20 protein-coding genes are annotated in these 25,086 nt (G+C 40.5%); 6 read left to right on the top strand and 14 right to left on the bottom strand.

Features of this window, described 5'->3' with window-relative positions; all coding sequences use genetic code 11:
- Positions 1 to 41: 41 nt before the first annotated feature.
- The gene (locus tag IPM48_05255) at positions 42 to 1,046 is read right to left on the bottom strand and encodes an aspartate-semialdehyde dehydrogenase (protein MBK9270983.1); all 1,005 of its coding nucleotides are present in this window, start codon (positions 1,044 to 1,046) and stop codon (positions 42 to 44) included.
- Positions 1,047 to 1,213: 167 nt separating this feature from the next.
- Between IPM48_05255 and IPM48_05250 the strand changes: the two genes are divergently transcribed.
- Together IPM48_05250 and IPM48_05245 are read left to right on the top strand one after the other, a co-directional pair.
- Positions 1,214 to 3,841, top strand: a complete 2,628-nt coding sequence (locus tag IPM48_05250; GenBank protein MBK9270982.1) for a lamin tail domain-containing protein — start codon at positions 1,214 to 1,216, stop codon at positions 3,839 to 3,841.
- Between the two features lie 233 nt (positions 3,842 to 4,074).
- Positions 4,075 to 4,824 (top strand): YegP family protein, encoded by a 750-nt coding sequence (locus IPM48_05245; GenBank protein MBK9270981.1) that lies wholly within the window; start codon positions 4,075 to 4,077, stop codon positions 4,822 to 4,824.
- 21 nt (positions 4,825 to 4,845) lie between these two features.
- Here the strand turns inward: IPM48_05245 and IPM48_05240 are convergent, their stop codons facing one another.
- The 10 genes from IPM48_05240 to IPM48_05195 form a co-directional block, all read right to left on the bottom strand.
- Positions 4,846 to 6,003: a glycosyltransferase gene (locus IPM48_05240; protein MBK9270980.1), complete on the bottom strand. Its 1,158-nt coding sequence runs from the start codon at positions 6,001 to 6,003 to the stop codon at positions 4,846 to 4,848.
- A gap of 9 nt (positions 6,004 to 6,012) precedes the next feature.
- A complete protein-coding gene (locus IPM48_05235) occupies positions 6,013 to 6,492 on the bottom strand; it encodes a hypothetical protein (GenBank protein MBK9270979.1) in 480 nt (159 codons plus the stop codon).
- A gap of 167 nt (positions 6,493 to 6,659) precedes the next feature.
- The gene (locus IPM48_05230) at positions 6,660 to 8,420 is read right to left on the bottom strand and encodes an ABC transporter ATP-binding protein (protein MBK9270978.1); all 1,761 of its coding nucleotides are present in this window, start codon (positions 8,418 to 8,420) and stop codon (positions 6,660 to 6,662) included.
- A 391-nt stretch (positions 8,421 to 8,811) separates the two neighbouring features.
- Positions 8,812 to 9,447, bottom strand: a complete 636-nt coding sequence (locus tag IPM48_05225; GenBank protein MBK9270977.1) for a hypothetical protein — start codon at positions 9,445 to 9,447, stop codon at positions 8,812 to 8,814.
- 10 nt (positions 9,448 to 9,457) lie between these two features.
- The gene (locus IPM48_05220; GenBank protein ID MBK9270976.1) at positions 9,458 to 10,225 is read right to left on the bottom strand and encodes a T9SS type A sorting domain-containing protein; all 768 of its coding nucleotides are present in this window, start codon (positions 10,223 to 10,225) and stop codon (positions 9,458 to 9,460) included.
- A gap of 318 nt (positions 10,226 to 10,543) precedes the next feature.
- Positions 10,544 to 11,242, bottom strand: coding sequence for a DNA repair protein RadC (gene radC, locus IPM48_05215; protein MBK9270975.1), 699 nt, complete (start codon positions 11,240 to 11,242; stop codon positions 10,544 to 10,546).
- Between the two features lie 15 nt (positions 11,243 to 11,257).
- The gene (locus IPM48_05210; protein MBK9270974.1) at positions 11,258 to 12,820 is read right to left on the bottom strand and encodes a T9SS type A sorting domain-containing protein; all 1,563 of its coding nucleotides are present in this window, start codon (positions 12,818 to 12,820) and stop codon (positions 11,258 to 11,260) included.
- A 25-nt stretch (positions 12,821 to 12,845) separates the two neighbouring features.
- The gene (locus IPM48_05205; protein ID MBK9270973.1) at positions 12,846 to 13,985 is read right to left on the bottom strand and encodes a cystathionine gamma-synthase; all 1,140 of its coding nucleotides are present in this window, start codon (positions 13,983 to 13,985) and stop codon (positions 12,846 to 12,848) included.
- Positions 13,986 to 14,157: 172 nt separating this feature from the next.
- Complete coding sequence (locus IPM48_05200; GenBank protein ID MBK9270972.1) at positions 14,158 to 15,108, bottom strand: transketolase family protein; 951 nt, start codon at positions 15,106 to 15,108, stop codon at positions 14,158 to 14,160.
- Between the two features lie 3 nt (positions 15,109 to 15,111).
- Positions 15,112 to 15,954, bottom strand: a complete 843-nt coding sequence (locus IPM48_05195) for a transketolase (protein MBK9270971.1) — start codon at positions 15,952 to 15,954, stop codon at positions 15,112 to 15,114.
- Between the two features lie 140 nt (positions 15,955 to 16,094).
- On the opposite strand from IPM48_05195, the gene IPM48_05190 reads away from it, so the two are divergent.
- The 4 genes from IPM48_05190 to IPM48_05175 all read left to right on the top strand — a co-directional run bounded on the left by IPM48_05190 (position 16,095) and on the right by IPM48_05175 (position 23,030).
- Positions 16,095 to 19,085: an amidohydrolase family protein gene (locus tag IPM48_05190; GenBank protein MBK9270970.1), complete on the top strand. Its 2,991-nt coding sequence runs from the start codon at positions 16,095 to 16,097 to the stop codon at positions 19,083 to 19,085.
- A gap of 50 nt (positions 19,086 to 19,135) precedes the next feature.
- Complete coding sequence (locus tag IPM48_05185) at positions 19,136 to 20,434, top strand: amidohydrolase family protein (GenBank protein ID MBK9270969.1); 1,299 nt, start codon at positions 19,136 to 19,138, stop codon at positions 20,432 to 20,434.
- Positions 20,435 to 20,627: 193 nt separating this feature from the next.
- Positions 20,628 to 22,019 (top strand): Gfo/Idh/MocA family oxidoreductase, encoded by a 1,392-nt coding sequence (locus tag IPM48_05180; protein ID MBK9270968.1) that lies wholly within the window; start codon positions 20,628 to 20,630, stop codon positions 22,017 to 22,019.
- A gap of 9 nt (positions 22,020 to 22,028) precedes the next feature.
- Positions 22,029 to 23,030 carry a tetratricopeptide repeat protein gene (locus IPM48_05175; protein MBK9270967.1) on the top strand — a complete coding sequence of 334 codons (1,002 nt, stop codon included), beginning with the start codon at positions 22,029 to 22,031 and terminating at the stop codon, positions 23,028 to 23,030.
- A gap of 14 nt (positions 23,031 to 23,044) precedes the next feature.
- On the opposite strand, the gene IPM48_05170 is transcribed toward IPM48_05175, so the two are convergent.
- From IPM48_05170 to IPM48_05160, 3 genes are all read right to left on the bottom strand, one after another.
- Positions 23,045 to 23,515: a hypothetical protein gene (locus tag IPM48_05170; protein ID MBK9270966.1), complete on the bottom strand. Its 471-nt coding sequence runs from the start codon at positions 23,513 to 23,515 to the stop codon at positions 23,045 to 23,047.
- 15 nt (positions 23,516 to 23,530) lie between these two features.
- Positions 23,531 to 24,277, bottom strand: a complete 747-nt coding sequence (gene fabG, locus IPM48_05165) for a 3-oxoacyl-[acyl-carrier-protein] reductase (protein ID MBK9270965.1) — start codon at positions 24,275 to 24,277, stop codon at positions 23,531 to 23,533.
- 128 nt (positions 24,278 to 24,405) lie between these two features.
- Positions 24,406 to 25,080 (bottom strand): DUF4290 domain-containing protein, encoded by a 675-nt coding sequence (locus IPM48_05160; protein ID MBK9270964.1) that lies wholly within the window; start codon positions 25,078 to 25,080, stop codon positions 24,406 to 24,408.
- Between the last annotated feature and the right edge of the window lie 6 nt (positions 25,081 to 25,086).

Here is a 25,086-nt window from a genome sequence, read left to right as displayed (position 1 = left end):
AAAAAACAAGAAGGAATAAAAAATATTTAAACAAAACCTAATCAGTTATTTATATATGAATTATTAATTAAATAGTCAGCAATTTGTATTGCATTGGTAGCAGCTCCCTTTCTGAGATTATCTGCAGTGACCCATAAATTCAAAGTATTTGCCTGTGATTCATCCATCCGAACTCTGCCTACAAACACTTCATTTCTTCCTCTGGCTTGTAAGGGGGTTGGATAAATGGCTTGATTGGGATCATCCAATAGCTTCAATCCTCTTGTATTGTTTAGAAGCAGTCTGACTTGTCCCAAATCAATGTCCTTTTTGAAACTCACATTGATGGATTCTGAATGACCGCCATACACAGGCACCCTTACCGCTGTTGCAGTAATTCGCAATGAAGGTGCATCCAGAATTTTTCGGGTTTCGTGGACCAATTTCATTTCCTCTTTGGTGTAGAGATTGTCAAGAAAAACATCACATTGTGGAATGCAATTTTCGAATATAGGGTGTGGGTATGCCGGTAATTCAACCAATAAATGACCATTCTTTTCAGACTCATATTGTCTTACTGCCTTCATCCCGGTACCTGTAAATGATTGGTAAGTAGAAACAACAATTCGATCTATTTCAAAATTTTGATGCAATGGATGCAGAGCCATCACCATTTGGATGGTACTGCAATTGGGGTTTGCAATGATAAAACTACCGGGGTGAATGGCATTGGCATTGATTTCCGGAACTACCAAAGGACACTGAGGATCCATGCGCCATGCTGAACTGTTGTCAATGACATAACAACCCAAATTGGCAAACTGAGGAGCATATTGCAAGGAAGTAGATCCTCCTGCTGAAAAAATTGCGATGTCAGGTTTATATCGAATCACTTCGTCTATCCCAAGCAGCGTATAGGAATGACCTTGATAATCTATTTTCTTACCGATCGACTTGTCTGATGCAGTCAATAACAGCTCCTTCGGTTTAATTCCTGATTCTTCCAGTACTTTGAGCATTTCCTGTCCCACCATTCCGGTTGCTCCTACGATGGCAATTTTAGGCATATCGTTTGATTTGTTGCAAAAATAGTTGCTACTCTTTGCTCCTTGAACAAATTAACAAAGGCTTTATAAAACAATTCTATCTTTGAATCCGGGAAATTAATTATTTTGTGTACCAAATATATGGCATAAATTAACTTTAAGATCGAATTTCATCATTTTTGGAAACTATGAAAACATTTTATTTGAGATGTATTTTCTTATTGATTTCTTTGACTGGTGTAGTAATTGGTGGCTCAGTCAGCCGATTGTCCGCTCAATGGATTGACTTTTTTGAAATGGATTTGAGTCATTGGTCAGGTGATACAAACCATTTTACCATTAATTCAAACCAACAACTCATGCTTTCTGCTCCAAGCGCTGGAAGCAGCTTTTTGTACCGTAGCTACGATTATATTTCATCTGAACAAGTTTGGACTGTCTATCTTAAACTCGATTTTAGTCCATCCAATACCAATAAATTTCGCTGGTGGTTGTCGATGAATCAGGCAGACCCAATGACAGCAGATGGCTATTATATTGAAATTGGTGAAAATGGCAGCGAAGACAATTGGAAGCTGTATGTCAAATCGGGCAATAATTCGAGACTTCTCGGTGAAGGTGTCAAATCCGTCCTTGCTTCAGAACCGGCAGTAGTGCGGTTAAAAATCAAAAGAAATGAAGATTTAAATTGGATGGTCGAATCTGATTATTCCGGACACAAATCGTTTTCACTTGAAGGACTTTTTGTGGATACCATTCAGATGAATTTCAATCAATCGTTCATGGGGATCTTATGTACCTATACTGAAACCAGAAAAGACAAGTTTATTTTGGATGATCTGGGAATTGCTATTCCGGCGCTGGATACTCTTCCTCCTAGGATTATTAGAGCCCAGGCGGTAGAAAGAAACCGTTTGCAAATTGAATTCGATGAAGAACCAATTGACTCTGCAGCCCTCAAATCAGACAATTATTGGGTGGTGGATTTTGGACGCCCCTCCAGTATAATAAAAGAGGCGGCATCAAACAAAATATATCATTTAATTTTTCAATCTGATTTCGAAAACTCAAAAAATTATATTCTCAAATATCAAAATTTGGAAGATAAAAATGGCAACAAACAAACCGATGATGCAGAAATTGCTTTTCGATCTGAATGGCCAGATCTGCCGGGTATCGGAGATTTGTTGATCAGCGAATTTATGGCGGACCCAACCCCTTCAGCAGGTCTTCCTGATGCAGAGTTTATAGAATTATATAACAACTCTAATCGTATCTTTGATATAAGCAACTTTGTCATTGCAGATGCCTCCTCATCATCCTCTCCTTTTCCTTATTACCTTATAGGGCCAGGCGAATATTTGATTCTATGCAATGTGGCAGATACCACGAGCTTTCAACAGTATGGTAATACCCTTGGTATCCGATCGCTACCCGCACTCAACAATACAGGTGATGAAATTATACTGCTTAGTTCGAGTAAAATGATTTTGCATCAGCTGAATTTTGATCAAAATTGGTACGGGAATACTCCAAAAAAAGAGGGTGGTTATTCCCTTGAACTTCAAAAACCCAATCAATATTGCAAGGGATCTTCCAGCTGGGCAGTGACGCAAAGTAACATTGGTGGTACACCCGGACAAATAAATTCTGTCTTTGATCAAAGTTTTGATCTAAATGGTCCTGAGATTATCAATGTGACCGCTGTAAGCAAATGGGAAATCAAGCTTTTGTTGAATGAAGCTTTGCATGCAGATTTGAATCATGTCACAGATCTGTACATGATCGATCAGGGGATCACCATTGCGACAGCAGATGTGGATCCTGATAATCCGCATTGTGTTTTATTGTTGTTGAATCAAGCTTTATTGGATTCAGTGCAGTACAGTCTGATCTTTAAAGATGCCAAAGATTGTAGTGGAAATATGGCTCCCACTCAAACAGTACAATTTCAATTGCCTTCTGCACCATCAGCTGGAGATCTGCTTTGGAATGAAGTTCTTTTTAATCCGGTGTCAGGTGGTAGTGATTATGTGGAAATTGTCAACGTGAGTCAAAAAATAGTTTTGGTGAAGGATATCTTTATTTCCAATCCAAGGACTTCAACTTTGCTTTATAAGGTAAATCTCGATCTGACCATAGCTCCCGATGACTATTTGGTTTTTACACCAGACCGAAAAAATATACTGGATAATTTCCCATACGCAGACAGCTTTAAAATTTTTCAAATCAGTCTTCCAGGCTTTGATGACAAGGAAGGCGATTTGGTAATGAGTACCCCCATTGGAGGAAGGCAGGTCTTGATTGATTCTTTTTCCTATTCCAATTCGTGGCACCATCCGCTGGTGCGCGACGAGAATGGCGTCAGTCTTGAAAAAATCCGACCGGTGTTGAGTTCATTGGAAAAAAATCACTGGCAATCTGCTTCATCACGGGTAAATTACGGCACACCAGGATTGAAGAATAGCCAATACCTGGATACCATATCGGGTGATTCAAAAAAACCCTACAAGGACTTTGACCGGGTGATCAGTCCCAACGGAGATGCTTACAGGGACTTTCTCAGCATAGAATTTGATTTGGATCAGGCTGGATACAAACTCAGGGCAGAAGTTTTTACCCCTTCGGGACAGTTGGTAAAAACATTGTCCAATGAAATTATTGGTACCCAAGATCTGTTGATCTGGGCTGGAGACGACAATATGGAAAGAATTCTACCTTCCGGTAATTACATTTTGCGCTTATCTCTGATTCATCCTGCTGGAAAAAGATCCAATTACTCTGAACTAATTGTTGTGGACAGCGGGACCAAATAACCCGTTTCTCAGAATTCGCAGAGGCTTAATAATAATACATATAATGCAATAGATCAAATAAGTTTTAAATATCAATTTAATCCATACTCAGCTTGGATTGAGATAAATGAAACCAGCAGTGCATTGAATAAAGCTTTAGGGGGTTGGGTAAAAAATAAATTCAATAGAACCAATCATTTCTTGATCTAAATTTAATTGAATATCTTTACATTTGAACCAATAAAAATCAAAAAATGAGTTCTACTGAGCATAAAAATGATGATTACCTGATTTGTAGAGAATACGAGGAACAAATTAGGATGCGTTCTGAGAAATATCCGGACATGATTACTTTTCAGCACCACAACGGCAAGTATTATTTTGCCTGGATTAATGAAGTCGATCAAATTGTATTACGGAGTGAAGCTTATCCTTCAGCTGATTCAAGAGACCGGGGAATGGAGTCGGTCTTGCAAAATCGTGTTCTAAAGGAACGTTATCTCATGATTGAAAGTCATGGTGCCTATTTTCTGACCCTCCGGGCTGCCAATCACCAAGAAATAGGCAGATCCTGTCCAAAAAATGATGAAGCCTCCCTTTGGAATTTAATTGGAGGAGTGGCAATTACAGAATCTAAATCCGAAGCTTCCATAAATTCTTCTAATGCGACAAGTTCTTGGACCAATGAAAGCGGGGTTAGCACAGATCCTTTGGCTCCCGCATTCGGACCTACACCAATGGTAGTACATTCAACAGGTCCAAGTTTAGAAGATCAATCAGGAACCAACCATAAAAATAATGACCAGGGATTTAATTGGTGGTGGATTGCGCTCATTGTAATTTTGCTATTGCTTTACTTCTTTTGGAATAATTCAAACAAACAAAAGCAGGTTGATGTGCCAGCTCCAACTGAGCAACCAGTGATCACAGAGCCAAGTAGCCCTCAACCGCCAGCACCACCTTCGACAGATTACAAAAAAGAGGAGGAGAAAAGAGAAGATTGAAAATAGATCCTATTCTCAGGATCAAACATTGATTTTGCGATCCTTCCATTCAAGTTGAAACGGAATCCATGAGAGTAAACCGATGGTGAATAAATAAACAAAATACATTATCTCCATGGGCAAGAAATACCACAGGTATTTTCTCTTCTTGAAAAAACCCGTTGATTCATACAAGACCATAAAATCTGCGATCAGATGAAGGACCAGCAATGCAATGGATGCCCAAAAAAATTGCATATTTTGCACTATGTAGAAGTATGCAGGTGATAAAAAAGTGAAAAATTTTGAACACCAAACAAAACAAGAAACAACCATAAGGCTTAGGGTTCCAGCCTTTTTTACTTTGGAGGACCATCTCAATCTTTGGGATATGAATTCACTTAAAGTTTGAACCGACGAAGTTTGAACTATGGCATCCGTTGATTTCAAAACTACTGTTTGCTTCTTGTACAATTGGTTTACTTTTTTGATTAAGAACAGATCATCTCCAGAAGCAATTTGCATATTGTCGCCGTAAGGATCCGACTCCAGATAAACCTTTTTTTCAAAGGCAAGATTGGCTGCACTCCCCAACTGAAAAAAACCAGCATCGTGTGCTGTTTTTTGTATAAAAAAGGTGCTCATTGAATCCAATTTTTGAAAAAGGGAGAGGAATGATGACGAACCGACGATTTCGACCGGTAAAATGAGGAGTGGAGCCGGATAGGTCTCATAATAACGAACAATGGTGCTGACCCATTGACTGCCTGCTATACAATCTGCATCTGTGGTAATTATTAAATCTCCTTGCGCATGAATAACCCCATAGGCAATCGCTTTCTTTTTGGATCCCTGGATGGTGGTCTTTTTGTAAACACCCAAACGCATTACTTTCAATCGAGGATCCTTGATGTCTTCCAGAATTTCAGGTGTATCATCTTCTGATTGATCATCCACCACCAATACTTCCATCAATTCTGATGGATAGTTCTGTGACAAGACAGATTCAATGCAGGATTTAATGTTTTTATCCTCGTTTCGGGCAGCAATGACTACACTCAGCCTTGTCTTAAAAGGGATTTGGTCAAAATCAGAAGGATTTAGATTAGGAGTTAGGCGCCAATTACGGAATAGCCAAATCAATAAAAATACATAAGCTATTCCAAAAAAAACATCGATTATGAAAAGATAGATCTCCAAACCAAGACCTTATTCAAATAAATCATCATAGGTGGACAAGAGCTTTTCACTTTCTTTCCTGCGCTGTTCTGTTTTGTTGGGAATTTCAGTTGACCTTTCAAGAACTTCTTCATAAGAACTAAAATTGGTGTTCTGATCGTTCAAACCCTCTTCTTGCAAATTCCCAAATTTACGATAAGCCCAGGCCTTAAAGATCAAACCTATGGCCACAAATGGTAAAGCAATAACCTGCAAGCCTACCGTCAAAAGTCCACCCATCAGACTTGTCTGGAAGGTCCTTTGGATAACCTTCAAATGGTGAAGAATGACTCTGGGGTATAAGATCACAGCAATCAATAAAAAGACAGGACTGATCAGGTAAAGTAACTTATAGATTTGGTAAAAGAGGTAAAACACCAAGGCCACAATGGTGACAAGGGCCAGGGAGCCCAAAATCCTTTGGAAGATATTTCTTCCGGAATGCATGGAAAAAGTTTTTTGCTGGATCATGTTCAGAGGAGCAAATTTACAATAAATTTATACATTAAACAAATTAATAATGTGTTAATTCTCAATTTTTCATTTTTTATCAATGAATCATCAGAATTTGTGCACCAAGCTGTTTTTTGAATACAATGCCGATCATCAATTGTAAACAACAGTATTGGAAGCAAACACTAATTTGCCTGAGCCAACTGAAAATGGGATTCGTAAAGTCGTCTAAAATAACCCTCAGAAAGGCTTAAAAGTTCCTGCTGGGTACCACTTTCTTTAATTTCACCATTTTTAAGGTAGATAATCTGATCTGAATTACGGATGGTAGAAAGTCTGTGAGCAATTAAAATGGAAGTCCTCCCTTTCATCATCTTGGGAATGGCCTCCTGAATTATTTTTTCTGTTTGGGTGTCTATGGAGGAGGTCGCCTCATCCAAAATTAAAATATCGGGTTCGGCAACCAAAGCTCTCACAAAAGAAATTAATTGCCTTTGTCCCAAAGACAAATTGGCTCCCCTCTCTGCCAATTTGAAGTTATAACCTCCGGGTAGTCTTGTGATGAACTCATCAGCTCCGATGGATTTTGCAGCTCCTTGTATTTTATCGAGACCAATTTCTGGATCATACAAGCTGATATTTTCACGAATGGTGCCATTGAACAAAAAAACATCCTGCAAAACAAACCCTATTCTCTGACGTAGCATAGACAATGGGTATGTACAAATATCCTGATCATCCATCAGGATTTTTCCTTCCTTGATCTCATAGAGACGGTTTAATATGCTGATGATACTTGACTTACCGGATCCTGTTGGGCCGACAATGGCCAAAGAGTGTCCTGGCTCCAGGGTAAAACTGATGTTTTTCAAGACCGGGGTTTCTCCATCATAAGAAAAGTGAACATTTCTGAACTCAATTTTGCCTTTTAACTTTTGGATTAATCTTTCCTCTGACAGTTGTTCGGTTTCATCCTTGTCCAATAATTGAAATACTCTCCCCGCAGCTATGAGACCCATTTGTAAAGTATTAAATTTATCTGCCAACATCCTCACTGGCTGGAAGAGTCTTGCTAAAAACATGGGAAATGCGATCAGTTGTCCGACAGTCACTTTATCATCCAAAACACCCTGGGCCCCCCACCATATCATAAATCCCAATGAAGCCGCAGAGATGATCTCAACCACCGGAAAAAAAACAGCGTAATAAAAGATTCCGTCCAGGTTGGCTTGTGTGTATTCGCGGTTGATCTCTTTAAATTTGCGACCTACCTTTTGTTCTGATGTAAATACCTGCACGATTTTCATGCCACTGATATGTTCCTGCAAGAAAGTATTCATGCGGACCACTTGATTGCGCACCCTCTGATAGGACTCTTTTACTTTTTCTTTAAAAATATAACTTGCGATCAATAGCAGGGGAAAACTGATTAAGGTGATCAGGGTAAGCATCACACTGGTGTAAAACATTAGAAGCAACACCATCAGCAAACTTAAAATATCAGCCACGATGGTAATCAAGCCCTCAGAAAAGACGACTTGCACTGACTCAAGGTCGTTAATGGTCCTGGTGGTGTTGGTGCCAACGGCCGATTTGTCAAAATAACTCAGTCTGAAAGAAATGATTTTCTTAAAAACTTTGAGACGGATATCCTTCACCACACTTTGACCCAGCCGGTTTGTCAGGATGGCAAAATAATACCGGAGCACCGTTGTGATGATCAGGATCCCCATAAATATGAATGCCATTTTTTGGAGACCGGGCAGATCCGACCTCATGATGTATTCGTCCACCATGATGTGGGTGAGCCAGGGGGTAAGACCGCCCAAGGGTGCGAGCACCACAGCAAGAACTGCTGATGTAGCCAAAAGCATTCGATAGGGCCTTGTAAACGAAAACAATCTATTGAGAATGGAACCATTCGGGCTGGTCTGGGCAGATGGCATCATGGCGCAAAGTTAGGGTGAATGGTCAAACCATTTATCCTTTGAATACAGGATCTCCATATTTATTTTAAAGAAATGGTGCATTTGGAATAAAGCAAAGCAACTTACGCTTCATATTAAACCCAAAAATGTCATTAGGATTCGTTATGAAAGTCAAAATACCAATAAAGACTGGACTCCTCGCAAGAAATTTGCCCATGGCCGACCGGTTCCGATTATGTCGGAAAGCGAGTGAATGATTTCACTCGCTAAGGAGAGAACCAAACAAAACATTGTTTGGCCAGTATAATTTCATTGAGGACAAATTTCGAGAAGAGGACAATATTTGAAGGTATTTTGGCTGGTAATTGGATTCTAATGACAATTTTGAGTTAAATAGATGGATGTAGTTTTATCTTCTCTGTAACTTGCACCAGAACCTGCCATTGGCCAAACGAATGACAGATGGCGGGTTAACTGCAGTCGAGTCATATAATCGATCAAGTTTGTATTGTACATTAAATTCCCCTTCTGCTATGTCTAAACTGGTATCTAACTTGATAAAACGAAAAACATTCCTTCTATAACTAGTATCAAGTAGATAATACGATTCAAAAGTGTCGTGCTGCAATGTTCTATAAACAACCTTATTGTTATTGTAATAAACTGTTGGTATTTGGTTTATATTATAATTTAATTCGTATCCGCCAAAAGTGAATATTTCATAATTATAAACCCGTGGCCAAGGGTCCAATGATGTTGATCCTCCAATATAAATTTTAGCTGGTACTTCCTTGGGATAAAAATAACAATTACAAGTTGCCACAAATTTTTTGGGATGATTGTTTTTTACCGCATACATTGCACCCTTGGAGGTGTCCTTCGGGTAAAATACATTGGCATAAGGTAAGTTTTCTTCAGGTTCTTTTTGCGTGCTGTCTACAGGATCAGGATCTGACGGTGGTATAGGAATGTCAATGCCTTTTTGGCATGATAAAATTGAAAAGAGAATAATAATAACCTGTACTATTGAAATTAGATTTTTCATATTGCATATTTTATTTGGGCAAAACAAGAAATTTGCGTGTTTCTATTTTATTATTGTTACTAAAATTTACATAATACAGTCCTGCTGGCAGTGACTGTTGCATTGTGTAACTTGAAAGATTCGTTAAATCCAAATTTTTCAATGACATCTGTTGGCCAAATTGATTGAATATAGATCGAATACTAAATTCTTCTATGCTACTGGTTTCAACATCTTCTATAACACTTCCATTTGATGACCAATTTTCTTCATCAAAATCTGCAAGTTGCCTTTTCAAATAATTGATATGATCAGAACATTGAGGATCAGAATTCTTTGTGATCTGTTTTGAAACCCATGTGATACAATCATTCTGATCGTGTTCTGAACAGACTCTGACAATAATATGAAATGGCTGACTTGTCAGAATTTGTGAGACGGATAGGGTGTTGCATTCTTCATACCCGGAAAAAAACTTAAACTGCTCATTGGGATTGGGAAATGTTGTGCTGTTATTCCATGCCCATTCATAATAGTAATCTGGTTGCATTGGCCGACCCTGATTGGGTATATCCATTTCTAAACAGACATCAAATGTCCCGAGTCCGGGGCAAACTTCCTTAACACTTGGTTGGAACTTGGGATTGAGCTCTTCATAGACATCAATCCTATTCATGAGGCAGGCGTACCTTTCCATTATTCCTGCATTATTGTCAGTAGATGTACCCGTCTTAACTTCTGTAAAAATACCATTTAAATATTCATATCCAAAAATGACATTTGGATTTGAATAATGCAATACCAATTGTTCTCCAGAAAGAAACTGGATGGGAGTTGCGCTGGCTTGTTTTGTGTTGTGTGTATCATTATTGGGGATTTAGATTTGAATAAAAGTACAAAGTGAAGGCTAAAGATCAAATAATCCAAATTATTTTGAACTTTTCTTTAGTCCAAATAACAGAAGTTATACTGAAAATATATTTCTCGGGCTTTTCAAAAGTAATTGATTATTAATATAATATTGAAAGACAATAATTTTTAGAATTAAAAAATCAATATTAGATTTTATAAAAATAAATAATGTCAAAATCAATAATATCAGAATTTAATTCTGTTATTACAATTTCCCCTCATCTGCATAGCTATAATATCCTTTTTCAGAGATAATCAGATGATCTGTCATTCTGATGTCAAGATAAGCACCCGCACTTTTGACCTGATCAGTCAGTCGATCGTCCTGTTGACTGGGTTGCAGATTGCCAGATGGGTGGTTGTGCGCCAGAATGATGGAAGAAGCGCTCAGCTCAAGTGCTTTTTTGAAAACAATGCGCGGATCCACCACAGTTCCTGAAAGACCGCCGGTACTGATGCATTCGGAATGAATGATCGCAGAAGCGCGATTGAGATAAATCACCCAACATTGCTCGATTTTTAAATCTTCCATCCTCAGTCGAAGGTGATCGTAAGCATCCACACTGGCTTTTACCGCATATCTGTTGATCGCCTCTTCTAGCGGTCTTCTGCGGGCTAGTTCCAATGCGGCCTCAATACTGATGGCCTTGGCCAGGCCGACTCCTTTGTACTTTTTAAGTCCGTTAATTCCCAGCTTGCTCAATTCCAATAGGCTGTTTTGACATCCAAATAAAATGCGCCTGGCAAGATCTACCGCGCTTTCATTTCTGCTTCCTGAACCAAGCAAAATGGCAAGTAATTCTACATTGCTTAAGGCCTCTTTTCCTTTGGCAGCGAGCTTTTCTCTGGGTCTGTCATCTTCTGCCCAAAGTTTGATGGAGTTTTTTAAAGGTGGTGTTGTCATGGTGTAATGATATTGTTATTCTTTGAAAATTATTTTTGATTCCTGTCCATTTGTCGTATAGATTTTTATATAATACCATCCTGAAGGAAGATCAGTTACTGGAATAAAATACCTGCTTTCTCCATTGATATTCATCTGACGGATTGTACGCCCATTGCCGTCGATGAGTGTCAATTTTCCATTCGTCGGTATGGTAGTTCCAAACTCCAATTGTACATAATCTCGGACCGGATTTTGTACGAGCCTGCACTCTGATCCCAATTCTTTTTCTTCGCGGCTAGACGATGGTTCAGCCATGGGAAATCTGTAGAGCTCTACGCCTTCCTCTGCGGTATTTCTTGAAAATACAAAAATATCATTCACTACATTCATTACCGTTGGTCTGAATCTTCCCCCAAAATCAGAAAAATACCTACCCGTTAGACTATCTATATGACAAGTATAAATTTCTTTTATCTGCGTATTGGTCTCAGTTAGGTAATAAATAGAATCTCCGCGGAATTGTATGTTGTACTCGGATATGACGGAAGATTGCCATCCATCAATTTTATGTGTTCCTTGTTGGGTTCCATCGGTCACGGCGAAGTAATTTATACCGCTGGTCTCCTTGAAATAAGCGTAAAATCTGTCCTTCAAAATTTTGCTGTCTGTTGCAGCAATTAAGAAAGTGCTAAGTCTGCTTAAATCTCCTGTGGCGGTCTCATAGCTATAAAGGTGACTACCGCTTTGGATCAACAAATGCCCACTGAGAGAATAGAGTCGGACTCTTCCAAAAAGATTGAATTCTGGCGCTTTCAATTCCTTTATTTTTTGAAATTGTTGGTTCAGAAGAATCGCTTCTTCTGCACCATTTTTTGTCTTTCCTCCAACAATCAACAGGTCATTCAGGCCATAGCAATTGCTAATGGATTGAAGCTCGTCCACATTTTTACTCAGTAACTCATCCAACAAGGGCTTGGTTCCCTCCACGGTGCCATCTGTAATGAGAGGCTCGAAAGTGCTGTTGCTGCTAAAATCATAAATAAGTGCTTTGCCGTTGAAATTCGAACTGATATAGGTATCAGATGAGCTGGTCAGAATATCGCGAATTTTAAAAGTTCCAGCGAGGGTACCATTGCTAACCCACAGCTGGTCGGGATGGGTTAATGTTGTATTGCTTTTTATCAACATCAACACCCTTCCCTCATCCAATTTTAGCATCTGAGTCATCGGCATCGTCTCCAATCCAATCAGATTGAGGGTGCCAGAAGGAGTGCCATCCGTCACATAGAGTACTTTTACAAATCCAAATCCCTGAAAAAATAATTTGGATCCTGCGTCTGTCATAAAATCAAAATTATTGACAAGGGACAAATTGGGCAAGGCAATCGTACCCTCACTGGTGCCATCAGTCGTCCATATTGTGCCTGCATTGTTGGGCTTATCGGAACCATGAAAATAAAGTTTTCCTTTAAAAACAATGTTTTTAGAAGATTGAACTCCATTTTCATTTCCAGGGTTTAGATCTTTGAGCAGGTGTTGAGCAGGCAGGTCAACTGATAACCCGCAGATCAACATCAGGATAAAATGTTTTTTCATGAAGCAAATATAAAAAGGATCCGGTTTATGACAAAGCCTGGTCCAGGTCTGCAATTAAATCTTCCACATCTTCTATGCCAACACTGAGTCGCATGAGGGAATCGGTCAAACCTGATTTGAGTCTTTCTTCTTTGGGGAGTGAAGCGTGGGTCATGGAAGCGGGATGACCTATTAGGGATTCAACTCCACCAAGAGATTCTGCACAAGCAAAGAGTTTTGTTTTAGAAAGGACTGTTCTGGCCTCCTCCTCGCTAGCCCCTACCAGATCAAAAGAAACCATTCCACCGAAACCTCTCATTTGCTTTTTTGCAATTTCGTGTCCAGGGTGATCCGAAAAACCAGGATACAAAACCCTTGATACCCTAGGATGGGTTTTGAGAAATTCTGCGATGGCCTTTGCATTTTCACAAGCCCTTTGGACCCGAATGTGCAGGGTTTTTATACCTCTCAACACCAAAAAACAATCCATTGGACCCGGGACAGCTCCTGAAGCATTTTGGATGAAATAGAGTCTTTCTGCTAAGTGCTTGGTTTTTGTTATGACTGCACCATGGACTACATCGGAATGACCCCCCAAATATTTGGTGGCAGAATGTAGGACAAGGTCAGCTCCCAAATCCAGAGGGTTTTGAAGATAAGGGGAAGCAAAAGTATTGTCTACACAGACAAGAATCCCTTTTTGTTTAGCCAACTGACACACCATTTCGATATCCACAATATTCAAGAGAGGATTCGTTGGTGTCTCCACCCAAATCATTTTGGTGTTTTCCTGAATACTGTCTGAAATCAATTGAATGTCTTGCATCGGAATCAATTTATTTTGAATTCCGAATTGTTTGAAAACCCTTTCCATCAATCGAAAAGAACCTCCGTACAAGTCATTGCTTGCAAGTACAGAATCACCTGATTGTAAAAGCTTGATGATTGCATCCATGGCAGCCAAACCGCTACCAAAGCAAATGGCATCGGTTCCGTTCTCCAGGGCCGCCAAATTCTCTTGAAGTGCTGTGCGGGTGGGATTCTGGGTGCGGGCGTATTCATAGCCCTGGTGATTTCCCGGACCATCCTGCACATAAGTGGATGTTTGAAAAATAGGGGTCATGATGGCTCCGCTAGATGGATCCGGTTCAACCCCTGCGTGTATGACTTTGGTGGCGAATTTCATTTTTTACTAATATTGTTTTGCTATAAATAAAATAATGTTTGGGTTTTCTATAAATCTGTACCCCAATGAGCACTTAATTCAAGCAATAAATAGACCAAATGTTTAAAAACATAATTGCATTAATGGTGAGGATCATAAAAATCAACGAATGAATTGCCGAGCTTAAAGTTCGCTACAAAACTTTTTTAACCGCAGTCACCACATCGGGCACATCCAATCCATATTTGACCAATAAATCTGTGGGTCTTCCACTTTCTCCAAAGCTGTCATTCACTGCAACATATTCCATTGGTGCCGGAAAATTTCGGGCCAATAATTGTGCAATGCTGTCTCCCAATCCTCCATTGCGCTGATGCTCTTCACAGGTCACCACTCTTTTAGTTTTTCGTACTGAATTCAGAATAGCTTCCTCATCGAGCGGCTTAATGGTGTGTATATTGATGAGTTCACAATCAATTCCTTCTTTCTCGAGAATGCGGACGGCTTCTACCGCCTGCCATAGAAGATGTCCGGTGGCGAAAATACTCACCTGACTTCCTTCTTTGAGTCGGATGGCCTTCCCGATTTCAAAGCTTTGTCCCTCCATAAACACCGGCCAATCGGGTCTGCCAAAACGCAAATAGGCCGGACCTCGATGATCGGAGAGGGCGATGGTAGCAGCTTTGGTCTGGGCATAATCAGCTGGATTAATGACGGTCATTCCAGGTAGCATTTTCATCAATCCGATGTCTTCGAGGATTTGATGGGTGGCACCATCTTCTCCGAGCGTAAGTCCGGCATGAGAAGCGCAAATCTTTACGTTCTTGTGCGAATAAGCGATGGATTGTCTGATTTGGTCAAATACCCTACCTGTGCTAAAGTTGGCAAAGGTCCCGGTAAATGGAATCAAACCGCAGGTGGCCATCCCCGCAGCCATTCCCATCATATTGGCCTCAGCGACTCCTACCTGAACAAATCGATCAGGAAACTCTTTTTCAAAGAGGTCCATTTTCAGACTTCCCGCCAAATCAGCACACAAGGCAACTACATTTTCATTTAATCTACCTGCTTCGAGCAATCCATCCCCAAAACCGTTCCTGGTGGCCTTTTTTACTGTACTTTGATATTTATCCCAATGACTCATGTTCTAATAATCTCCCAATGTTTCCGGCAATTGTGACAGTGCTATCTGTGCCTGTTCATCATTCGGTGCAACACCATGCCATTTGTGTGTACCCATCATAAAATCTACTCCAAAGCCCATTATCGTCTTCATCAGTATCACCACTGGTTTGCCATTTTCCGTTTTGGAGATGGCAATTTCCAGGACTTTGATCACCTCTTCCATCGAATTGCCATTGGCGTGCAGAACTTCCCAACCGAAAGCCCTCCATTTAGCATCGAGATCCCCAAGAGACATTACTTTCTCATTGGGTCCATCTATTTGTTGTCCATTCCAATCTACTGTTGCAATAAGTCTGTCCAATTTGTAATGAGCAGCAGCCATAATGGCCTCCCAATTCTGACCTTCCTGCAACTCTCCATCTCCCGTCAGCACAAATACAAGATTAGAATCCCTTTGAATTCTTTTTGCCATGGCAGCACCAACGGCTACGCTCAGCCCTTGACCCAAGGAGCCACTGGCTACTCGTACACCAGGCAATCCCTCATGGGTGGCCGGGTGACCCTGTAATCTTGAATTAAGTTGTCTGAAACTAGCCAGCTCACTGACCGGAAAGTGCCCACTTCTTGCCAGCACGCTGTAAAAAACCGGGGAAATATGGCCATTGGATAGGAAAAACATATCTTCATCCTGTCCATCCATTTTAAATGGCAGTTTAAAATTGAGAAAGTGAAAGTAAAGTGCCGTCATGAAATCAGCGCAACCCAATGAGCCTCCCGGATGGCCGCTTTTGGCTTTCCATGTTTGGCGGATGATATCTCTTCGCACTTGAGAAGCGATTTGTTTGAGTTCGGTTATCGTTTTCATAAGATCAGGCTCAAAGGTAGTTATTATCCAAGGCTTTGGGCGAGAGACCCGTCAATTTTTTCAAACAAGTGGAAAATGGGTTTGATTTCCAAATGTCTGGTTCTAAAAATAAGTCCTATTTTCACGCAAAATACAATAAAATGGTTTTTAAAATCAGGTTTATAGTTTCCTTATTATTTTTTGTCTGTTGCTTTCAGCTTTATGCCCAGATCACCTTTCCATACAATGGTGTCAGACATCCGGATCAATCTTGTTATCTATTGATCAACGCAAAGTTGATTGCCAATCCTATTTCTGAACCAGTAGCTGCTGAACTAATCATCAGAAATGGAAAGATTCAAGCCATTGGGACAGCGCTAAAAAAACCGGCAGACGCCGTAGTGAAGGATTTGAAAGGATCGTTTGTATATCCTGCTTTTATTGATCTATATTCCTCTTATGGAATGCCTGCTTTGCCAGATAGACGCAATCAGGGTAGGGGTCAGTTTGACAAATCAAGACCTGGTTCTTATGGTTGGAACGATGCCCTAAAAACGGAACAATCTGCCTTTATTCTTTTTCAAACCAAAGCTGCAGAAGGCAAAGTGCTTCGAGAAAATGGATTTGCCATGGTCAACACACATATGCCGGATGGAATTAGCAGAGGAAGTTCTTCTGTGGTATTTACAGGTGAAGGTCCTGAGCACGAGATGGTTTTTAAAGAACAGTCTGCACATCATTTGAGCTTTCAGAAAGGAAGTTCGGCTCAGGATTATCCCGGTAGTCTCATGGGAAGTATTGCGCTTCTGAGACAAACTTATCTGGACGGAATGTATTATGAAAAAACCATCAGGCCGGAAGAAAAAAATCTCTCTTTACAACAATGGAATCAGCTGCAAACGCTATTGCAGATTTTTGCGGTAGAAGACAAACTGGATATTTTGCGAGCAGACAAGATTGCCAGAGAGTTTGGAAAAAATTACCTAATCAGAAGCAATGGTTCTGAATATCAAAATATAGAGCAGCTCAAAAAAATCCAAGCCAAATTGATAGTGCCCCTCAAATTTCCAGCACTATATGATGTTGAAGATCCATTTGACGCAGAACAAATTGATCTCTCTGATTTAAAACATTGGGAACTGGCTCCCTACAATCCGAGAATTCTTGAAGAAAATAAAATTCCCTTTTGCCTTACAATGGACGGGTTAACTGATCCGAAAGATTTCTGGGGAAATCTGAGAAAAGCAATCAAATCGGGCCTCAGCAAAACAAGGGCTCTTGAATCACTTACGACCACTCCCGCGGAATGGTTGGGAATCCATCATGAAACAGGAACCATAGCCATCGGCAAATGGGCCAATTTGTTGATTACACAATCGGATATTTTTTCTGACAGTGGACGAATTTTGGAAACATGGGTAAAGGGCACACCATATCCTGTCCACGGTTTAGATCCAACAGATTATATGGGCAAGTTTCGTATAGCATTGGGAACTGATGAGTACATGGGTGACCTTTCTCGCAAAGACGGAAAATACGAGCTAAAAATTCTGACAGAAGATTCCATTCCTCCGCAAATTTCTGTAAAATTTGAAAACGATTATCTCAACGGAAGATGGAGAGACAGGCAACAAAGAATCCATTTGATTTATGCTGCGGCCAGCGGTAAAAACTGGACAGGATTTGCCAATTTATCCAATGGATCAAGAGTTCCATTTGCAATGAATTACATCGGGTCTTTGGAAACAGGGGAAATTAAAAATACATCGAAAGAGGAAAACCCGGAATCCTTTTCAATCCTATATCCATTTATGGCCTATGGGTGGACAGAAAAACCAAAACTCAAAAATTATCTCATCAAAAATGCGACAGTTTGGACCTGCGAAAAAGAAGGGATTCTCCAACAAACTGATGTGCTCATGATGAATGGCAAAATTGAAAAAATTGGAAAAAACCTGGTGGCTCCAGACAACAACACAGAAATGATCGATGGACTGAACAAACACCTCACTCCCGGCTTGATCGACGAACACAACCACATTGCAATCAGTCGGGGTGTCAACGAATGTACAGAAGCTTCGACCGCAGAAGTGCGAATAGGAGATGTGGTAAATTCTGAAGATATCAATATCTATCGGCAATTGGCAGGAGGGCTTACCACCGCACAATTGTTGCATGGCTCCTGCAATCCCATCGGCGGACAATCTGCATTGATTAAATTGAGATGGGGATCATCTCCGGAAGAAATGAAATTTGAAGGTGCAGATCCGTTTATCAAATTTGCACTTGGAGAAAACGTCAAACGATCAAGTGGCAGTTCGAATCTTAGATATCCGGATTCGAGGATGGGTGTGGAGCAGCTGTACATGGATTATTTTACACGAGGTCGACAATATTTGAAAGACATCAAAGAAAAAGGCGCAGCCAATGTAAGAAGGGATCTGGATCTGGAAACGATTGGTGAAATTTTGCAAAAGAAGAGATTTATCACTTGTCATTCTTATGTGCAATCAGAAATCAATATGTTGATGAAAGTGGCAGAAAAATTTGACTTCCGAATCAACACTTTTACCCACATTCTCGAAGGGTATAAGCTCGCGGATAAAATGAAAAATCACGGAGCCGGCGGATCTTCTTTTTCAGACTGGTGGGCCTACAAATTTGAAGTTTACGAAGCCATACCATACAACGGTGCCATGCTGCACCAGCAAGGAGTGGTTACCGCTTTCAACAGCGATGATGCAGAAATGGCCCGCCGTCTTAACCAGGAAGCAGCAAAGGCTGTAAAATATGGTGGGGTGAGTGAAGAAGACGCATTAAAATTTGTTACGCTTCATCCTGCAAAACTTTTACACATCGATCACCGGGTGGGAAGTATCAAAGTCAAAAAGGATGCAGATCTGGTATTGTGGAATGGACATCCTCTATCCGTTAGCAGCAGACCGGACATGACTTTCGTTGATGGAATTAAATATTTTGACGTCCATGCGCAAGAGGGCATTCGCAAAATGATCGAGGCAGAACGCAATAGAATCGTTCAGAAAATGCTCAAACTAAAAGAGAGCGGAGTCAAAACTTCTCCTTTTAAATCTCAAAGAAGAAGACTCTACCACTGTGATACTGTTGAAGATGATCACGAAGATTCACATTAATCCGTATTAAACAAAAGATTAAAATGAAATGCATTCGAAATAAATTTAACATGTGGAATAAAAGTTGCTCACTTTTATGGTTGATTCTTGCTTGTATCCCACCCGGGCAATCACAGGTTCCATGCATTCCCAAAAATCAAAAAACCATCATCGAGCAAGTCCGCATCCACGTCGGAAACGGTCAAATCATCGAAGAGGGAAATCTTTTGATCGAGGGTCAAAAAATCGCTTATGTTGGACAGGAACCAGTCCGCTCAAATATCAATGATGCGGTGCGAATTCAGGCCAAAGGAATGGATTTATATCCTGGTTTTATTGCGTTGAATACGGAAGTAGGACTGGAAGAAATCTCTCAGGTTAAAGCAACCATTGACAAAAGAGAATTGGGAAACTTTAACCCCAACATTCGCAGCATGGTGGCTTATAACACAGATTCTAAGATTATTCCAACCCTGCGCTCAAACGGTGTTCTGGTGGTCCAATCAACTCCGGAAGGAGGCATCGTGTCCGGACAATCGTCTGTCTTTAAACTGGACGGCTGGAATTGGGAAGATGCCGTTGTTTTGGCGGATGATGGGATCTGGCTCAATTGGCCGCAGGTCAATCAGCAAAGAGGGTGGTGGGCTGAACCTGAACGATCAAATCCAAATGATAAATACAAGAAAGAAACAGAAGCCATCAGTGAATATTTCCACAAAGCCAGGGCCTACCTCAGTGGCAAAGATTCTGCTTTATTACAAACCCATTTGGCCTATGAAAGCATGAGGGCTTTGTGGAGTGGACAAAAGAAATTGTATGTAAGGGTTAACGAAGCCAAAGGAATGATTCAATGTGTACAGTTGATGGAGAAGTTGGGAATTAAGCCCGTGTTGGTGGGAGCTGCTGACTCATGGAAAATTGTTGATTTCTTGAAAGCAAAATCAATTGCAATCATTTTACAGAAACCACACAGCCTCCCAAGTCGAACAGATGAAGATGTTTGGCAACCTTATAAGACGCCTAAAATTTTGCAAGATGCCGGGATTTTATTTGCCATCAGTCAAAGTGGTTTTTGGGAACAGCGAAATTTAGCATTTCAGGCTGGTCATACCATTGGGTATGGTATGTCAGAAGAACAGGCACTGGCAAGCATTGCGCTCAATCCCGCGAAAATCATCGGACTTGACCACCGGATGGGCTCCATCGAAGTGGGGAAAGACGCAAGCCTGTTTATCAGCAAAGGGAAAGCGCTGGACATGCGCAGCCAGGAGATCATCCACGCATGGATTCAGGGATGTCCGGTTGAACTCGACGATGTACATAAACAGCTTTATCGAAAATATTCCAAAAAATATCCATCCAATGAATGATGGGCTAAAATGGGTTTTCTGTATGGCTTAATTTATAATTTTTTTTAATGCTGAAAAATTTTTAAATCGTTTGAATAAAATTCTATTGCACTTTCTTGTGTGTATTGACTTTCATCATTTGATCCATAAAATACCAATAATTTCAGCCAAATGATATTTTTAATTACCATTCGTTTATAAAATTCATCCTTTTATGTCCAATGAATATTCAAGAAGAGAATTGCTTAAAATAATTGGATGGTCGCTTGGCGCATCTGCATTTCCTTTTGAAAAACTCAAAGCACATGTCGATCAGTATTTGAGTAAATCGCCGGATCATCATTCCTGTAATCCGCGCGGCATCACAGCCATTACACTTGGTGCCGGCGCAAGAGGAAATACGTATGGTAGGTATGCACTTCAAAATCCGGATCAGATTAAAATCATTGGGGTTGCAGAACCCATCCCTCTGAGAAACGAGAGATATGCATCCAAACACCAAATACAGGCAGAAAACAGGATGGTTACCTGGGAGCATGTCTTTGACCGGCCAAAATGGGCAGATGCTGTGATCATCACCACACCGGATGATTTACACTTTGGACCCTGCATGAAAGCACTTGAGATGGGATACGATGTTCTACTGGAAAAACCAATCGCTCCAACAGAACAGGAATGCCGTCAAATTCTTGAGAGGGTTCAAAAAACAAAGCGCATTGTCGCAGTGTGTCATGTGCTAAGATATGCACCATATTTCATAAAACTCAAAAGCATGATTGACAGTGGTGCAGTGGGCACCTTGGTCAGCATTCAGCATCTGGAACCCATTGAACATGTCCACATGGCACATTCTTTTGTGAGAGGCAACTGGCACGATTCAAAAAAAACAACTCCGATTATTTTGGCAAAATCTTGTCATGATCTCGATATTCTGCGCTGGCTGGTAGGAAAAAATGCAAAAAGCATTGCAGCTTTTGGAGGACTTAAATGGTTTAAAAAAGAGAATGCACCCTCCGGAAGCACCCTTAGATGCACCGATGGATGCAAGATTGAATCTGATTGCCCTTATTCTGCATTAAAAATATACCACCGAAAACGAAGCTGGACCTATGTTTTTGATTTACCGGAAAACAAGGAAGAACATGGAGACGCCATACTTCAGTATTTAAAAACCACGAACTACGGTCGATGTGTTTACCAGATGGAAAATGATCAACCCGATCACGTTGTTAGTTCCATTTTATTTGAAGATGGAATCACTGCCGGCTTCAATATGGAGGCCCTCACCTCTTATGGTGGAAGAAGAACACGAGTGATGGGCAGTATGGGAGACATCGTAGGCGATATGGAAAAATTCATTTATACCGATTTTAGGACAGGTATTTCGACGGATTGGGATATCCATGTCGACGAGACTGGCATTTATAAGAATTCCGGACATGGCAGCGGTGATTTCCGATTGATGCACGACTGGGTGGCTGCGGTCAGTAGACAAGATGCCAGTCTGCTCACATCCACCATAGAGGCTTCAATCGAAAGTCATCTCATGGGATTTGCTGCAGAAAAAAGCAGACTTCAAAAAAATATTCAAGACATTTCATTCTAAGTTTCGGTCATGCGTCAAAAAATACATTTGTACAGTTTGTTATTTTTTCTGATTTTGTTGAATAGTCAATGCAACAAATCCAAGGTAGAAAACAAACCGCTTGAAATAACTGCAAATGATCTTTCCGGAATCAGCAAACTGATTGAAAATAATCCAAACAACGACAGTTTTTACATTCTGCGCGCCAATCTCTATATGCTTGCCTCTCTCCATGACTCTGCGGTGGCTGACATCCGAACTGCGATAAGAATTGACCCTGAAAACGATTCTCACTATACCCTTCTTGCAGAAAATTATTTATTGGCCAATGAGTCAAAAAAAGCCATCGAAATTCTCGATTCTGCCCTGTTGCTTTTTCCAAACAAGATCGAGATTATTCAAGAAAAAATCAGACTTCAGATTATCCTAAGGCAATACATGGAAGCCATGGCGTCTTTGGACCATTTGTTTATGTTGGACCCACAAAACGCTTACGGATATTATTTGGCCGGACATGTATTCATTGAATCCGAAGATACCGGAAGAGCCGTCAATAGTTATCAGAAGGCGGTTGACCTTGATCCTGAATTGAGAGTAGGTTGGGTTCAACTTGGTGATTTATTGAGTCACATGAATAATCCCCTGGGAATCCAATATTACAACAACGCTCTCCGACTCGATTCGTCTGATCTTGAAACCAGACACAACAAAGCATTTGCCTTACAAAATTTGGGAAGAACGGATGAAGCTATCGCACAATACAAAAGCAACATTGTTGCGGATAGCAGTTTTGAACTCAGCTACTACAATCTAGGCATTCTGTACAAAAACCTAGATTCCTTACCTCAGGCCATTAAAATGCTCAGTCGCTCCATTGAACTCAATCCGGAAGAAGCTTACACTTATTTTGCAAGAGCAGAGTGTTATCAAAAGAGAAACGAGATTGAAAATGCCCGTAAGGACTATGAAAAAGCCATTGGTTTGAATCCTGAAGAAATAGAATTTAGAAAAGCATTGAAAAAACTAAAATAGGTGATGGGGTATGATCACTCCATAACACCAAATTGTCTTAGATGATTCGATGCGTGTTTGTGCAATAGCGAAATTTGCAATTGGCGGCCGAGGTCTCCAAAAATGGGATTGCGCAACAAGAGTTTTTCATTCTGATCATAGACCCGAAAAACTTCTTCTATTTCAAATGCAAGTGAATGGATCACTTCCTGGTAGTTGGGGTTGCGAATGGGCTCTGGTTCTTCTGAAAGCAAGACATTTTTGGTGTTCTCTTTGAACGGGATATCTGATAAAACAAATGCCTGAATTTTTTCGATTTTGTCCAGCGGGGTAAGAATATCTTTCACAACAGTTCTTCCATTTCCTATTTTAAAAGCATCCACGAGATGTTCTACCATCTGATGGGCATTCATTTTTCCCCACAATCCTCTGGCTTCTGGATCCAATTGGTGTAATTTATGAATCAACTCATTTTTGAGAAAATGCTCCTTTTCTTGTAAATTCATCATTTGTAATTTAGTTTACATACTGAGTCCTCCGCATACATTGATAACCTGTCCGGTAATATAGGAGGATTGCTCAGATGCTAAAAAACCCACGAGGTTCGCCACTTCAGAAGCCTGAGCCAGTCGGCCAAGGGGAATTCCCTTTAAGAAGTTTTCTTTGGTCTTCTCATCCAATACATGGGTCATCTCTGTCTCGATAAATCCGGGAGCAATGGCGTTGCAACGAATGTTACGGGGACCCAGCTCTTTGGCAATGGACTTTGTAAATCCAATCATTCCGGCTTTGGATGCCGCATAATTGGATTGGCCAGCATTCCCAAAAACCCCCACCACAGAAGTAATGTTGATAATAGAACCTGAACGTTGTTTCATCATGGGTCCTACTGTAAATTTTGAAAGATTAAATGCGGACTTCAAATTGACTGACATGACCTGATCCCATTGCTCTTCGGTCATTCTAAGAATTAAATTGTCTTTGGTAATACCCGCATTGTTGACCAATACATCTATGGATCCAAAATCTTCCAGCACTTTGGCTACAAGATCTTTTGCTGCGGTATGATCCGAGGCATCGGATGCATAAGCTTTAAGCTTGACCCCATACACAGCCAGCCTTTCGATGAGCTGGGCCGCTTTGTCTGGTGAACTGAGATAAGTGAAAGCTATGTTGGATCCCTCGGAAGCCAGTTTCTCAACGATTGAAGCTCCGATACCTCTGCTTCCTCCGGTGACGATGGAAGTTTTACCTGTTAATAAAGCCATATTGTATTTGGATTAATGCCCAAATGTAATTCAAATTTTTATAAGCTGTTTTATCCATTAGGACGGTATCTATTCTTTCAGACAAAAAGAATGAAACTCTGGCAAGGAAATTTGTTGGAAGGGTATGATCAGTAATATCTTTTCTGACTTTGATTTCTCCCTTTATTGCGGTTTTTGTGTTTGCTGCCCTTTCCTCCTTTGTACTGGTTGGGTGGTCTTTGGCGTTGGTGTCTTGTAAAACCTGAGCTGATATCCAGAACAGCATCTTCGGGAACATTCAAGATGCCTTTGCTCATGTGTGAAAGATCTTCTCTGATTTGTTCGTCGCTGATGAAGTTATCCTTGTTCCAGTTTTTATGAGCCAACTTCATATAAGAAGCAATGATCACCGCAAAAGCTTCCTGTTTGGCTTTGTCTTCCAATTCCATTGCTTTTTTAATCATTGCATTGACGTAACCACCATAATGACGATTGCGTTCAACAGCCGCAGGATATTCCACCGTTTCGGGTTTGACCACATCGAGATCCGGTGTGGGAATTTGTCCACCCGGCGGAACCACTTCAATTTCATACTTCGCAATTCTGAACAGATGGTGCCATAATTTTTTACGATGCTCTTCAAAATTCTTGTTGTAAGGCGTCATGATTTGCATGATTTCTACAATCCCTTCGGCGACCGCCTGACGATATACAGGATCCACAACCGTTTTGCAATATTGAACTAAATTCTGAACACTTCTGCCATATTCCGGCATGATCAATTCTTCTTCTTGTGTATTGTAGCTAAAACTAATGTCTTGCATTTTTTT

Source organism: Saprospiraceae bacterium, from assembly GCA_016715965.1.
Lineage (GTDB): Bacteria > Bacteroidota > Bacteroidia > Chitinophagales > Saprospiraceae > Vicinibacter.
This window is presented reverse-complemented; position numbering and strand designations above follow the sequence as displayed.

Excerpts from the sequence above, each read along its gene's own strand:
- IPM48_05255 (MBK9270983.1), bottom strand. The coding sequence starts at position 1,046 with ATGCCTAAAATTGCCATCGTAGGAGCAACCGGAATGGTGGGACAGGAA.
- IPM48_05250 (MBK9270982.1), top strand. The coding sequence starts at position 1,214 with ATGAAAACATTTTATTTGAGATGTATTTTCTTATTGATTTCTTTGACT.
- IPM48_05245 (MBK9270981.1), top strand. The coding sequence starts at position 4,075 with ATGAGTTCTACTGAGCATAAAAATGATGATTACCTGATTTGTAGAGAA.
- IPM48_05235 (MBK9270979.1), bottom strand. The coding sequence starts at position 6,492 with ATGATCCAGCAAAAAACTTTTTCCATGCATTCCGGAAGAAATATCTTC.
- IPM48_05230 (MBK9270978.1), bottom strand. The coding sequence starts at position 8,420 with ATGCCATCTGCCCAGACCAGCCCGAATGGTTCCATTCTCAATAGATTG.
- IPM48_05225 (MBK9270977.1), bottom strand. The coding sequence starts at position 9,447 with ATGAAAAATCTAATTTCAATAGTACAGGTTATTATTATTCTCTTTTCA.
- radC (MBK9270975.1), bottom strand. The coding sequence starts at position 11,242 with ATGACAACACCACCTTTAAAAAACTCCATCAAACTTTGGGCAGAAGAT.
- IPM48_05210 (MBK9270974.1), bottom strand. The coding sequence starts at position 12,820 with ATGAAAAAACATTTTATCCTGATGTTGATCTGCGGGTTATCAGTTGAC.
- IPM48_05205 (MBK9270973.1), bottom strand. The coding sequence starts at position 13,985 with ATGAAATTCGCCACCAAAGTCATACACGCAGGGGTTGAACCGGATCCA.
- IPM48_05200 (MBK9270972.1), bottom strand. The coding sequence starts at position 15,108 with ATGAGTCATTGGGATAAATATCAAAGTACAGTAAAAAAGGCCACCAGG.
- IPM48_05195 (MBK9270971.1), bottom strand. The coding sequence starts at position 15,954 with ATGAAAACGATAACCGAACTCAAACAAATCGCTTCTCAAGTGCGAAGA.
- IPM48_05190 (MBK9270970.1), top strand. The coding sequence starts at position 16,095 with ATGGTTTTTAAAATCAGGTTTATAGTTTCCTTATTATTTTTTGTCTGT.
- IPM48_05185 (MBK9270969.1), top strand. The coding sequence starts at position 19,136 with ATGTGGAATAAAAGTTGCTCACTTTTATGGTTGATTCTTGCTTGTATC.
- IPM48_05180 (MBK9270968.1), top strand. The coding sequence starts at position 20,628 with ATGTCCAATGAATATTCAAGAAGAGAATTGCTTAAAATAATTGGATGG.
- IPM48_05175 (MBK9270967.1), top strand. The coding sequence starts at position 22,029 with ATGCGTCAAAAAATACATTTGTACAGTTTGTTATTTTTTCTGATTTTG.
- IPM48_05170 (MBK9270966.1), bottom strand. The coding sequence starts at position 23,515 with ATGAATTTACAAGAAAAGGAGCATTTTCTCAAAAATGAGTTGATTCAT.
- fabG (MBK9270965.1), bottom strand. The coding sequence starts at position 24,277 with ATGGCTTTATTAACAGGTAAAACTTCCATCGTCACCGGAGGAAGCAGA.
- IPM48_05160 (MBK9270964.1), bottom strand. The coding sequence starts at position 25,080 with ATGCAAGACATTAGTTTTAGCTACAATACACAAGAAGAAGAATTGATC.